This is a genomic window from Enterobacter sp. DVT3837 (assembly GCF_056238685.1).
Genome location: NZ_JBWDLA010000001.1, coordinates 1,445,551 through 1,458,200, shown reverse-complemented (window position 1 = coordinate 1,458,200; position 12,650 = coordinate 1,445,551). Strand labels below are relative to the sequence as shown.

General features: G+C 53.9%; 12 protein-coding genes. 7 read left to right on the top strand and 5 right to left on the bottom strand.

What is annotated here, in order from left to right; all coding sequences use genetic code 11:
• Positions 1 to 2: 2 nt before the first annotated feature.
• The 6 genes from glmS to phoU all read left to right on the top strand — a co-directional run bounded on the left by glmS (position 3) and on the right by phoU (position 6,685).
• A complete protein-coding gene (gene glmS / locus AC0XWG_RS07060; RefSeq protein ID WP_048990817.1) occupies positions 3 to 1,832 on the top strand; it encodes a glutamine--fructose-6-phosphate transaminase (isomerizing) in 1,830 nt (609 codons plus the stop codon).
• Positions 1,833 to 2,153: 321 nt separating this feature from the next.
• Positions 2,154 to 3,194, top strand: a complete 1,041-nt coding sequence (gene pstS / locus AC0XWG_RS07055) for a phosphate ABC transporter substrate-binding protein PstS (protein WP_028017767.1) — start codon at positions 2,154 to 2,156, stop codon at positions 3,192 to 3,194.
• Between the two features lie 81 nt (positions 3,195 to 3,275).
• Positions 3,276 to 4,235: a phosphate ABC transporter permease PstC gene (pstC, locus tag AC0XWG_RS07050; protein ID WP_028017768.1), complete on the top strand. Its 960-nt coding sequence runs from the start codon at positions 3,276 to 3,278 to the stop codon at positions 4,233 to 4,235.
• Entirely contained in the window at positions 4,235 to 5,125 is an 891-nt protein-coding gene (pstA, locus tag AC0XWG_RS07045) for a phosphate ABC transporter permease PstA (RefSeq protein ID WP_028017769.1), read from the top strand. Before pstC ends, pstA begins: the two co-directional genes overlap by 1 nt.
• Before the next feature lie 47 nt (positions 5,126 to 5,172).
• Positions 5,173 to 5,946 carry a phosphate ABC transporter ATP-binding protein PstB gene (gene pstB, locus AC0XWG_RS07040; protein ID WP_028017770.1) on the top strand — a complete coding sequence of 258 codons (774 nt, stop codon included), beginning with the start codon at positions 5,173 to 5,175 and terminating at the stop codon, positions 5,944 to 5,946.
• A 13-nt stretch (positions 5,947 to 5,959) separates the two neighbouring features.
• Positions 5,960 to 6,685, top strand: coding sequence for a phosphate signaling complex protein PhoU (gene phoU / locus AC0XWG_RS07035; RefSeq protein WP_008500182.1), 726 nt, complete (start codon positions 5,960 to 5,962; stop codon positions 6,683 to 6,685).
• 44 nt (positions 6,686 to 6,729) lie between these two features.
• On the opposite strand, the gene yieH is transcribed toward phoU, so the two are convergent.
• Complete coding sequence (yieH, locus tag AC0XWG_RS07030) at positions 6,730 to 7,395, bottom strand: 6-phosphogluconate phosphatase (RefSeq protein ID WP_475680500.1); 666 nt, start codon at positions 7,393 to 7,395, stop codon at positions 6,730 to 6,732.
• A gap of 166 nt (positions 7,396 to 7,561) precedes the next feature.
• Here yieH and adeP point away from each other — a divergent pair, with 166 nt between their 5' ends.
• On the top strand, positions 7,562 to 8,899 hold the full coding sequence (gene adeP, locus AC0XWG_RS07025) for an adenine permease AdeP (RefSeq protein WP_028017772.1): 1,338 nt from the start codon (positions 7,562 to 7,564) through the stop codon (positions 8,897 to 8,899).
• A 62-nt stretch (positions 8,900 to 8,961) separates the two neighbouring features.
• On the opposite strand, the gene AC0XWG_RS07020 is transcribed toward adeP, so the two are convergent.
• The 4 genes from AC0XWG_RS07020 to AC0XWG_RS07005 form a co-directional block, all read right to left on the bottom strand.
• On the bottom strand, positions 8,962 to 9,528 hold the full coding sequence (locus AC0XWG_RS07020) for an NADPH-dependent FMN reductase (protein ID WP_028017773.1): 567 nt from the start codon (positions 9,526 to 9,528) through the stop codon (positions 8,962 to 8,964).
• 36 nt (positions 9,529 to 9,564) lie between these two features.
• On the bottom strand, positions 9,565 to 10,311 hold the full coding sequence (locus AC0XWG_RS07015; protein WP_028017774.1) for a 4'-phosphopantetheinyl transferase family protein: 747 nt from the start codon (positions 10,309 to 10,311) through the stop codon (positions 9,565 to 9,567).
• Positions 10,312 to 10,433: 122 nt separating this feature from the next.
• Positions 10,434 to 11,405 (bottom strand): HTH-type transcriptional regulator YidZ, encoded by a 972-nt coding sequence (gene yidZ / locus AC0XWG_RS07010; protein WP_028017775.1) that lies wholly within the window; start codon positions 11,403 to 11,405, stop codon positions 10,434 to 10,436.
• Complete coding sequence (locus AC0XWG_RS07005; protein ID WP_128348466.1) at positions 11,374 to 12,549, bottom strand: MFS transporter; 1,176 nt, start codon at positions 12,547 to 12,549, stop codon at positions 11,374 to 11,376. The genes yidZ and AC0XWG_RS07005 overlap by 32 nt, the downstream gene beginning before the upstream one ends.
• Between the last annotated feature and the right edge of the window lie 101 nt (positions 12,550 to 12,650).

Here is a 12,650-nt window from a genome sequence, read left to right as displayed (position 1 = left end):
CTATGTGTGGAATTGTTGGCGCAGTTGCGCAGCGTGATATTGCTGAAATCCTTCTCGAAGGTTTACGTCGTCTGGAATACCGTGGCTATGACTCTGCTGGTCTGGCCGTGGTCGATGCAGAAGGTCATATGACCCGTCTGCGTCGTCTCGGTAAAGTGCAGATGCTGGCCCAGGCCGCGGAAGAACATCCGCTGCATGGTGGTACCGGTATTGCGCACACCCGCTGGGCGACGCACGGCGAACCGTCTGAAGGCAACGCGCACCCGCATGTGTCTGAACACATCGTGGTCGTGCACAACGGCATTATCGAAAACCACGAACCGCTGCGCGAAGAACTGAAAGCGCGCGGCTATACCTTCGTCTCTGAAACTGACACCGAAGTGATTGCTCACCTGGTGCACTGGGAGCTGGAGCAGGGCGGTACACTGCGTGACGCAGTTCTGCGTGCTATCCCTCAGCTGCGCGGTGCATACGGCACGGTGATCATGGACTCACGCGATCCGTCCACGCTGCTGGCCGCACGTTCCGGTAGCCCGATGGTTATCGGTCTGGGCATGGGTGAAAACTTTATCGCCTCTGACCAGCTTGCGCTCCTGCCAGTTACCCGTCGCTTTATCTTCCTGGAAGAGGGTGATATTGCGGAAGTGACTCGTCGCAGCGTGACCGTATTCGATACCAAAGGCGAGCAGGTGAAACGCCAGGAGATCGAATCTAACCTGCAGTACGACGCGGGCGACAAAGGCGCTTACCGTCACTACATGCAGAAAGAGATTTACGAGCAGCCAAACGCCATCAAAAACACCCTTACCGGGCGTATTAGCCACGGCGAGGTAGATCTGAGCGAGTTGGGTGCAAACGCGAACGAACTGCTCAGCAAGGTTGAGCATATTCAGATCGTGGCCTGCGGTACCTCCTACAACTCCGGTATGGTTTCTCGTTACTGGTTTGAATCCCTGGCGGGCGTGCCGTGTGATGTGGAAATCGCGTCTGAATTCCGCTACCGCAAATCCGCTGTACGTCGTAACAGCCTGATGATCACCCTTTCTCAGTCTGGTGAAACGGCGGATACGCTGGCGGCGCTGCGTTTGTCTAAAGAGCTGGGCTACCTTGGCTCTCTGGCCATCTGTAACGTCCCTGGCTCATCGCTGGTGCGTGAATCCGATCTGGCGCTGATGACCAAAGCGGGTACCGAAATTGGCGTGGCTTCCACTAAAGCGTTTACCACTCAGCTGACCGTTCTGTTGATGCTGGTGGCGAAACTGGCACGTCTGAAAGGCGAGGATGCCTCTGTTGAGCATGACATCGTTCATGGCCTGCAGGCACTGCCGAGCCGTATTGAGCAGATGCTGTCCCAGGACAAACGCATTGAAGCACTGGCAGAAGATTTCTCCGACAAGCATCACGCCCTGTTCCTGGGTCGTGGCGATCAGTATCCGATTGCGCTGGAAGGCGCGCTGAAGCTGAAAGAGATCTCCTACATTCACGCGGAAGCCTATGCGGCAGGCGAGCTGAAACACGGCCCACTGGCGCTGATTGACGCCGATATGCCGGTCATCGTTGTGGCTCCTAACAACGAACTGCTGGAAAAACTGAAATCTAACATTGAAGAAGTGCGCGCCCGCGGTGGTGTTCTGTACGTCTTCGCCGACAAAGATGCCGGTTTTGTCAGCAATGACAACATGCACATCATCGAGATGCCGCATGTGGAAGAGGTGATTGCACCGATCTTCTACACCGTTCCGCTGCAGTTGCTGGCTTATCACGTTGCGCTGATCAAAGGCACCGACGTTGACCAGCCGCGTAACCTGGCGAAGTCTGTCACCGTAGAATAATCCCTTCAGGCTCCACCTTCGGGTGGAGCTTTTCTATCCCGCCTGGCTTGTTTTTAATCAACTCTTTTGCGTTTTTATTTATGACAATCTGTCATCTTCAGCTACTTTTTTCAGTGTCACATAAAGAAAATATTTCTGAAAACGTCTTGTCATAAAAGTGGCTAACACGATGAAAATTAAGCTTTCTTCTGCTGGTTTTTAAGTGAAATTTCCATTGTCATAAAACTGTCATAATTAGTACATTTATCTGTCACCTGTTTGTCCTATTTTGCTCATCGTAGCCACTAAACAACGATTTACGAAAATCTTGCAGGAGACATTATGAAAGTTATGCGTACCACTGTCGCAACTGTTGTCGCCGCGACCTTATCTCTGAGCGCGTTCTCTGTATTTGCAGAAGCAAGCCTGACTGGCGCTGGTGCAACCTTCCCTGCGCCGGTGTATGCCAAATGGGCGGATACCTACCAGAAAGAAACCGGTAACAAGGTTAACTATCAGGGTATCGGCTCCTCCGGTGGCGTTAAACAAATTACCGCTAATACCGTTGATTTCGGTGCATCAGACGCTCCGCTGTCTGATGACAAACTGGCACAGGAAGGTCTGTTCCAGTTCCCGACCGTGATCGGCGGTGTGGTTCTGGCCATCAACCTGCCGGGCGTGAAGTCTGGTGAACTGGTGCTGGACGGCAAAACCCTGGGTGACATCTACCTGGGTAAAATCAAAAAATGGGATGACGAGGCGATTGCCAAACTCAACCCAGGCCTGAAACTGCCTTCTCAGAACATCGCTGTGGTTCGCCGCGCTGATGGTTCTGGTACCTCTTTCGTGTTCACCAGCTATCTGGCGAAAGTGAACGAAGAGTGGAAATCTAAAGTCGGTTCTGGCTCTACCGTTAACTGGCCAACTGGTTTGGGTGGTAAAGGCAACGACGGCATCGCCGCTTTCGTACAGCGTCTGCCGGGCTCTATCGGTTACGTAGAATACGCCTACGCTAAACAGAACAACCTGTCCTACACCAAACTGGTTTCTGCTGATGGTAAACCTGTCAGCCCGACCGAAGAGAACTTTGCCAACGCGGCAAAAGGCGCTGACTGGAGCAAATCTTTCGCTCAGGATCTGACTAACCAGAAAGGCGAAGGTGCATGGCCAATCACCTCTACCACCTTCATCCTGGTTCACAAAGAGCAGAAGAAACCTGAGCAGGGCGCCGAAGTGCTGAAGTTCTTCGACTGGGCGTACAAAAACGGCGGCAAACAGGCTAATGCCCTGGATTACGCTACCCTGCCAGAAAACGTGGTTGAGCAAATTCGCGCTGCGTGGAAAACCAACGTGAAAGATAGCAGCGGTAAGGCATTGTATTAATTTAGCATTCTGACGAAAATGGCGGGTGGCGCTTGCGCTTACCCGCCGATTTCGTAAACGCGTTTAACAGAAGAGTGATTTATGGCTGCAACCAAGCCTGCATTTAACCCTCCGGGTAAAAAAGGTGACATGATTTTCAGCGCGCTGGTTAAACTGGCTGCGCTGATTGTGCTATTGCTGCTGGGCGGCATTATTGTGTCTCTGATTTTCTCCTCCTGGCCGAGCATCCAGAAATTCGGTTTCTCCTTCCTGTGGACAAAAGAGTGGGACGCGCCGAACGATATCTACGGTGCGCTGGTGCCGATTTACGGCACGCTGGTGACCTCGTTCATCGCCTTGCTGATTGCGGTTCCCGTCAGTTTTGGTATTGCTCTGTTCCTGACGGAACTGGCACCGGGTTGGCTGCGTCGCCCACTGGGTATTGCCATCGAGCTGCTGGCGGCCATTCCGAGTATCGTTTACGGCATGTGGGGCCTGTTTATCTTTGCGCCGCTGTTCGCAACGTACTTCCAGGAACCCGTGGGTAATGTACTTTCCGCCATCCCGTTTGTGGGTGCCCTGTTCTCTGGCCCGGCTTTCGGTATCGGTATTCTGGCTGCAGGTGTGATCCTCGCCATTATGATTATTCCGTACATTGCGGCGGTCATGCGCGATGTCTTCGAACAAACGCCGGTGATGATGAAAGAGTCGGCCTACGGTATCGGCTGTACCACCTGGGAAGTTATCTGGCGCATTGTCCTTCCGTTCACCAAAAATGGGGTGATTGGCGGCGTGATGCTGGGTCTGGGACGTGCGCTGGGTGAGACCATGGCGGTGACCTTTATCATCGGTAACACCTACCAGCTCGACAGCGCATCACTCTTCATGCCGGGTAACAGTATTACCTCTGCACTGGCGAATGAATTTGCTGAGGCGGAATCCGGTCTGCACGTCGCGGCGTTGATGGAGCTGGGTCTGATTCTGTTCGTGATCACCTTCATTGTTCTGGCGATCTCCAAGCTGATGATTATGCGCCTCGCTAAAAATGAGGGGGCACGCTAATGGCAACTCTCGAAATGCAAGCTACCGCTGAACTGGCGGAATCCCGCCGCAAAATGCAGGCCCGACGCCGTTTTAAAAACCGTATCGCGCTGACGCTCTCAATGGGAACCATGGCATTTGGCCTGTTCTGGCTGGTCTGGATCCTCTTCTCGACGGTTGTGCGCGGGATTGACGGGATGTCGCTGGCGCTGTTTACCGAAATGACGCCACCGCCAAATACGGCGGGTGGTGGTCTGGCGAATGCCCTGGCGGGCAGCGGGTTGCTGATCCTGTGGGCAACGGTATTTGGTACGCCGCTGGGCATCATGGCAGGCATCTATCTTGCGGAGTACGGTCGTAAATCCTGGCTGGCGGAAGTCATTCGTTTCATCAATGACATCCTGCTTTCAGCCCCGTCTATCGTGGTGGGTCTGTTTGTTTACACCGTCGTGGTGGCACAGATGGAACACTTCTCCGGCTGGGCGGGTGTGATTGCGCTGGCGCTGTTGCAGGTGCCTATCGTCATTCGTACTACCGAGAACATGCTGAAACTGGTGCCGGACAGCCTGCGTGAAGCGGCTTACGCACTGGGAACGCCGAAATGGAAGATGATCTCTGCGATTACGCTGAAAGCGTCAGTCTCCGGGATCATGACCGGTATCCTGCTGGCGGTTGCGCGTATCGCGGGTGAAACGGCACCGCTGCTGTTCACCTCCCTCTCCAACCAGTTCTGGAGCACGGACATGATGCAGCCGATCGCCAACCTGCCGGTGACGATCTTTAAATTTGCGATGAGCCCATTCGCGGAATGGCAGCAACTGGCCTGGGCCGGGGTGCTGATCATTACCCTTTGCGTACTGTTGCTGAACATTCTGGCGCGCGTCATTTTCGCGAAGAAGAAACACGGTTAATTTTTTACGGCGCGGCAGCTCGCGGCGCCGAATGAGGAAATGAGTCAATGAGTATGGTTGATACTGCCCCGGGTAAGATTCAGGTTCGTGATTTGAACTTCTACTACGGCAAATTCCATGCCCTGAAGAATATCAACCTGGATATCGCGAAGAACCAGGTTACGGCATTCATCGGTCCGTCTGGCTGTGGTAAATCCACGCTGCTGCGTACCTTTAATAAAATGTATTCGCTCTATCCGGAGCAGCGCGCTGAAGGTGAAATCATCCTGGACGGCGAAAACATTCTGACCCAGGCTCAGGATATTGCTCTGCTGCGCGCAAAAGTGGGGATGGTGTTCCAGAAACCCACGCCGTTCCCGATGTCCATTTATGACAACATTGCGTTTGGTGTTCGCCTGTTTGAAAAACTCTCCCGTACCGATATGGACGAGCGCGTGCAGTGGGCTTTGACCAAGGCCGCATTATGGAACGAAACCAAAGATAAGTTGCACCAGAGCGGGTACTCTCTCTCCGGTGGTCAGCAGCAGCGTCTGTGCATTGCGCGTGGTATCGCCATTCGCCCGGAAGTGTTGCTGCTGGATGAACCGTGTTCAGCGCTGGACCCGATCTCAACGGGTCGTATTGAAGAGTTGATCACCGAGCTGAAGCAGGATTACACCGTGGTTATCGTGACCCACAACATGCAGCAGGCTGCACGTTGTTCCGATTACACGGCGTTTATGTACCTGGGCGAGTTGATTGAGTTCAGCGATACGGATGCGTTGTTCACCAGACCCGCTAAAAAGCAAACTGAAGATTATATTACTGGCCGCTACGGTTGATTTGGAGTGAACCATGGACAACCTTAATCTTAATAAACACATTTCAGGCCAGTTCAACGCAGAGCTGGAAAGCATTCGCACGCAGGTCATGACCATGGGTGGCATGGTTGAGCAGCAGCTTTCCGATGCGATCACGGCAATGCACAACCAGGACAGCGAGCTGGCGAAGCGCGTCATTGAAGGCGACAAAAACGTCAACATGATGGAAGTCGCTATCGACGAGGCCTGCGTTCGTATTATCGCCAAGCGTCAGCCAACAGCGAGCGACCTGCGCCTGGTGATGGCGATTATCAAAACCATCGCCGAGCTGGAACGTATTGGAGACGTGGCGGATAAAATCTGCCGCACCGCGCTGGAGAAATTCTCTCAGCAGCACCAGCCACTGCTGGTGAGCCTGGAGTCGCTGGGTCGTCACACCGTGCAGATGCTGCATGACGTGCTGGATGCCTTTGCGCGTATGGATCTGGACGAAGCGGTACGTATTTACCGTGAAGACAAGAAAGTCGACCAGGAATACGAAGGCATCGTGCGTCAGCTGATGACCTACATGATGGAAGATTCACGTACGATCCCAAGCGTACTGACTGCCCTGTTCTGCGCGCGCTCCATTGAGCGTATCGGTGACCGCTGCCAGAATATTTGCGAATACATCTTCTACTTCGTGAAGGGGCAGGACTTCCGTCACGTGGGCGGCGATGAGCTGGATAAGCTGCTGGCGGGTAAAGATCCGAAAGAGTAATACCTGAGGCGGGTGGCGCTAGCGCTTACCCGCCCTACGTTAACTTAACGCGTAATATCCCACCCACGCGCCTTCCACAGTGCTGGCAACTGCGCCAGATCGGTAAAGGTCGTCACTTTTGGATGATCGATCGGTTTGTTGTGCGGATCGGCGCAGAAGTAAAACACTTCCATTCCCGCATCAATCCCTGACTGCGCGCCCGCAGACGAGTCATCCACCAGAATGCAGTTTTCTACTTTAACGTTCATTGCGTTGGCCGCATGGAACATCAGCGCCGGATCGGGCTTCCAGCGTTGAATATCGTAGCCGCTGAACAGTTTTTCCGGGAAATGATGCAACATCTCCAGTTTCCCCAGTGAGTGCTGCATTTTGCTGACCGGACCATTAGAGACCACGCAGATTGGCACCGTCATCGCATCCAGAAGCGTATTCGCCCCGGCGATGACCTCCAGTTCGGAATCAAACAGGCGTGCGACCTCGGCGCGGTAAACCGGCTCGAGATCCCCTTTTGCCAGATCCACACCGTGCTCGTCGTTAATGATGTCGATAATCTCGTACAGTTTCACGCCCTTAAAGCGTTTGAACACCTCTTCGAGATCGAGCGTAATACCAAATTCCTGGAACATGGCGACATACGCACGGGAACAAATGACCTCACTGTCGACAAGCGTACCGTCGCAGTCGAAAAATACCGCCTCAATTCCGGACATGTCTTTCCCTTTTAACAAGTTTAACGTTTACGTGATGTGGTTTTACGACACGCAATCGTTGCCGTATAAGCAAATTCAATGAAAAAAAGTACCCTACAACCGCCCTTATTGTCGCATTTTGGTATAGGATAGCGACGAATTTTCCCTCCTTGTTCGGAAATTGATGATGAGTCAACAACACACTACCCAGGCATCTGGTCAGGGTCTGCTTGAGCGCGTGTTTAAACTGCGCGAGCACGGCACAACGGCACGCACCGAAGTGATCGCCGGTTTCACCACCTTCCTGACGATGGTCTATATCGTTTTTGTTAACCCGCAAATTCTGGGCGTTGCTGGCATGGATACCAGCGCCGTCTTCGTGACTACCTGTCTGATCGCGGCTCTCGGCAGCATCCTGATGGGCGTGTTCGCTAACCTGCCGGTTGCACTGGCACCTGCGATGGGTCTGAACGCATTCTTTGCGTTCGTGGTTGTTCAGGCGATGGGCCTGCCGTGGCAAGTGGGCATGGGCGCTATCTTCTGGGGCGCTATTGGTCTGCTGTTGCTGACTATTTTCCGCGTACGTTACTGGATGATTGCCAACATTCCTGTGAGCCTGCGCGTGGGCATTACCAGCGGTATTGGTCTGTTCATCGGTATGATGGGGCTGAAAAACGCCGGCGTTATCGTGGCTAACCCGGATACGCTGGTAAGCATCGGTCACCTGACCTCTCACAACGTGCTGCTGGGCGTGCTGGGCTTCTTTATCATCGCGATCCTGGCTTCCCGCAATATTCATGCGGCGGTGCTGGTATCCATCGTGGTGACCACGCTGCTGGGCTGGCTGCTGGGTGACGTTCACTACAACGGTATCGTTTCTGCGCCACCGAGTGTTTCCACCGTTATTGGTCACGTTGATCTGGCGGGTTCCCTGAACCTGGGCCTGGCGGGCGTGATTTTCTCCTTTATGCTGGTAAACCTGTTCGACTCCTCCGGTACCCTGATTGGCGTGACCGACAAAGCAGGTCTGGCCGATGAGAAAGGGAAGTTCCCACGCATGAAGCAGGCGCTGTTCGTTGACAGCATCTCGTCTGTTGCGGGCTCCTTTATCGGTACCTCTTCTGTTACCGCTTATATTGAATCCTCTTCCGGTGTTTCTGTGGGAGGCCGTACTGGTCTGACGGCGGTCGTGGTGGGTATCCTGTTCCTGCTGGTGATCTTCCTTTCGCCGCTGGCGGGAATGGTTCCACCGTATGCGGCAGCCGGCGCGCTGATCTACGTAGGTGTGCTGATGACCTCCAGCCTGTCACGCGTGAAGTGGGATGACTTAACCGAAGCGGTGCCAGCGTTTATTACCGCCGTGATGATGCCGTTCAGCTTCTCGATTACCGAAGGTATCGCGCTGGGCTTTATCTCTTACTGCGTAATGAAGATCGGTACGGGTCGCTTCCGCGACCTCAGCCCATGCGTCATCGTTGTCGCGCTGCTGTTTGTGCTGAAGATTGTGTTTATTGACGCCAAATAAACATATTTGTACCCTCTCCCTGTGGGAGAGGGCTAGGGTGAGGGCATCAGGCCGCAATAAGCTTAAGCCTTCACCCGCTTAATATAATCGCCAAACGCAGTCAGCTGACCAGACAGATGGTCACGCGTGCTCTGATCCACCACTTCACCCGTCTGCGGGTCGACCTTGTTCTGAATCACTCCGCCCATAAACTCCGGCTTGTTCATCACCATCGCATCCAGGAACACCAGAATCTGGCGCAGGTGATACTGGCAGCGCGCGCCGCCAATGGCACCCATAGAACTGGTCTGGATCAGCACGGGTTTACCTGAAAGAGGCTGCTCAGGGAGGCGGGATAACCAGTCAATGGCGTTTTTCAGACCGCCAGGAACGGAGTAGTTATACTCTGGTGTGACAATAACCACACCATCGGCCTGACGGATTTGCGCCGCCAGCGCCTCAACGCTCTGCGGGAACCCTTCTTCCTGCTGGACATCTGCATCATAGAGCGGGATGTCACCAATAGATGGAAGGGCACTAATCTCCATACCTGCCGGTGCCAGCTGTGGCAGCGTGCGGGCAACCATCCCATTAAATGAACCTTTGCGCAGGCTTCCCAGTAACGTAACGACTTTTAACGTATCAGACATGATTACTCCTGTTTCATCATGATGACCCTGAATGGATCAGCTAAGGGTGTATGCTTTTTCTGCCGGTAAACTGGTTAAACGCATCAGGCGTGCGGCGGGCTCGTTGGCGCGTTCGGGCACATCAGGAAGGCTACGCCATCCCTGTTGACTGTCAAATTCCCAGATTTTCATGCGTTCGATAGCGGGGGTAACCGCAATGGACCAAATGAGGACATCCTCTGCGTCACTGAGCGCTTCTACCAGCGTAGCTTGGGTGGCTCGAAGACGTCCGGAACCTGGCAGCAGCTGCAGCATACTGGCGTCGTCTGAGGCGCATCCACAGAGCTTTCGAATGCTCTGGCGTAGGGTGATGAGCTGAGCTCTGGCCTCGTTGGGATCGTTCTGGTTACGCACCCACAGCTTTTCATTGCTGGAGAGCGGGTAATCATCGTGTGGGTTCGCGCCGTGGATGCCCCGGGTTGCGCGCTGAAGTTCCATATCCAGCCCACAATTCCCTTCGGTGGTGAGTGCTACCCCAATGATATTTCCCGTATAGGCAATGGAAAAACGGGGGAGATCCGGGTTAGCAAAAACCGGGCGGCCTTCAGGTTGGGTGATGATATCCGGCAGTTCACTGGTGCCGTACAACATAAACAACAGCTCTGCGAGAAGCGCTCTGGACGCTAAAAAACGTGTCCTGCGGTGTTCCGGGAGTTTGCGTGCTTCACTGTGACAGGCTGAAGAAATTCGTGCCGATACGAGGCGTCCTTCTGTAAGTATCCCTCTTGCAAAGTGCGTTGCCATTTTTCGCTCCTTGATAATGGTCGTAATCGGTTAAACGGTTACATGATTATCGCTTAACTTCACTCCTGTTTTAATCAGTAAATGGGAGTAAGAGAAGCCTGAGGACCGAACTTTACATTTTCTTAGGTAAAAATTGGATCGCTGCCACCGTACAACGCCTTGATAGTCTCTCTCAACCAGAGAATTTTCGGATTATGGCTGTTCCGTTTATGCCAGATCAGGGTGAAGGGGACGGTCAACTTTTCAGCCTGCGCTTCGTCAATCGGAATAGGAAGCGCGATCAGCTTCCGCTGGTGGAGTTCATTGTAGTGGTGGCAGTAGTGGGGAGCCGTAGCGATATAATTATGGCCAGGCTGCGCCGCCATAAACATCGCCTGTTCGAAACCCGGCAGGCACATGGCGATATTGCGCTCACGTCCCATCTCCTTTAGCACCTCATCAAGCGCCCAGGTGTCGCTGCGCTCCCAGAAGATACTGATATGCGGGTAGCGCAGGAAGGTCTCCAGGTTCCACTCTTCCTGAAGTGCCGGGTGATCCTCGCGCAGATAAACACACGGACGGTCACTAAACAGGATTTCGTAGTCGATAAACCACGGCAACAGCTTCAGCAGTTCGCGGGAACGTGGATGTGTTTCGCGACCAGTGAAACCAAGATCCACTTCCCCACGCGTAATGGCGTCCAGAGAGTCGTAATCCCAGTGACGCATCTTCACCGTAGCCTGCGGATAGCGCTGGTTCACCTGCTCCAGCAGGGCGTTAAAGCGGATCAGCATTAACGGCGTTTCGGCGGCCAGCACGAACGTCAGCCCGCCTGGCGCGTCATGGTGGAATTTATCGAGGATCTGGTTGCCGATTTGCATCCAATCGGCCAGATCCTGCTCCAGGCTTACCGTCAGTGGCGTCGGCAGTAACCCTAACGGTGTTTTGACAAACAGCGGGTCGTCGAACCAGTCGCGCAGCTTGGCCAGTGATTTACTCACCGCGGACGGCGTCACGTTCATCCGCTTCGCCGCTTTGGTGACGCTACGCTCCTGCAGCAACAGCTGCAGGCACAGCAACAGGTTAAGATCGAGACTGCTGATGGGCTTCTTCATAATTTGCCGCGGGCTGGATGAGCATAAGTAAGGTAATACAGACCATGCTACAGCCAATCAGAATCCCGATCAGCATATTGAGCGCATTAAGTCCGATTACCGCTGCCAGCCAAATCCACAGGGACGAGCCACAGACCTGAGCGATACCCAGCACGGAGCTTGCCACGCCTGCCCGTAGTGAGAACGGGCCGAGCGCCTGGCTCATCGCCACGCCAAAGCCAACCGAGAATCCGGCGCAAATGAGGGTAATGCCTACCAGCATCACCACATGTGAGCTGGTGGTTGCCAGAATCACGCCTGCTGCGAGAAATAACACCTGTGAGGTCAGCATCAACGTGCGCTGGCTGAAAATATTTAGCGCAAAGGGGGTGGAAAACGAGACGGCCATACTGACCATCGCGGTTAATGCCATCACTGTTGAATACTCACCCCGATCGAAGCCCATGGTCTCCATCAGTAAAACCGGGGAAACGTTTACATAGGTCAGGATCACCGCCACGCTTAACGTGGTTACGGCCAGACGACTGAGGAAAAAACGGTTAAGCAGCTTCTCGGCTGGGTGAATCGTTGCTGAGTGTGCCGTACTTTGCGAACCTGGGTGAGTTTCTCTTAGCACGGAAATGGACAACACAAAGACCAGCCCCCCCATTGCTGCCATCGTCCAGAAAAGGCTCTGCCACGGGAATTTCAACATGATCAGATAACCAACAACCGGAGCCAACACCGGAATAATACAGGTGATGCCGTTGAGCATAGAGAGCACTTTGGCGCGGCGTTGGGCGCTTAATGTGTCGCGTAAAATTGCGAAAGCCACCACGTAACAGCCGCCCGCCCCGATGCCCTGGATAAAACGGCCTGCCAGGAACAGGGCACTATCCTGCGCCAGTGAACAGAGCACGGAAGCCAACGCAAAGATGATGGCTCCCGTTATGGCGACGGGTTGGCGACCAGCCTTATCTGCGACCTTCCCGGCAAACACCATCGATGACGCCATTCCCGCGAGGTAGGCCGAAAACGCGATGTGCAACTGAGCTTCACTGGCACCCAGATCGCGGGCGATGTGCGGTAATCCCACCAGATACATATCAATGCCAGACGGATAAAGCAGAACTAATGTGAAACTACAAAACAGAAAACGCGCCATAAAACCCCCATAGATGCAGGCATGCAGGATAGGGGGTGAGAAGGGATTAGGCGAGTTGCCATTTGGACAAAGGTGATTTCCTGGAAGGAAATCACCATGTT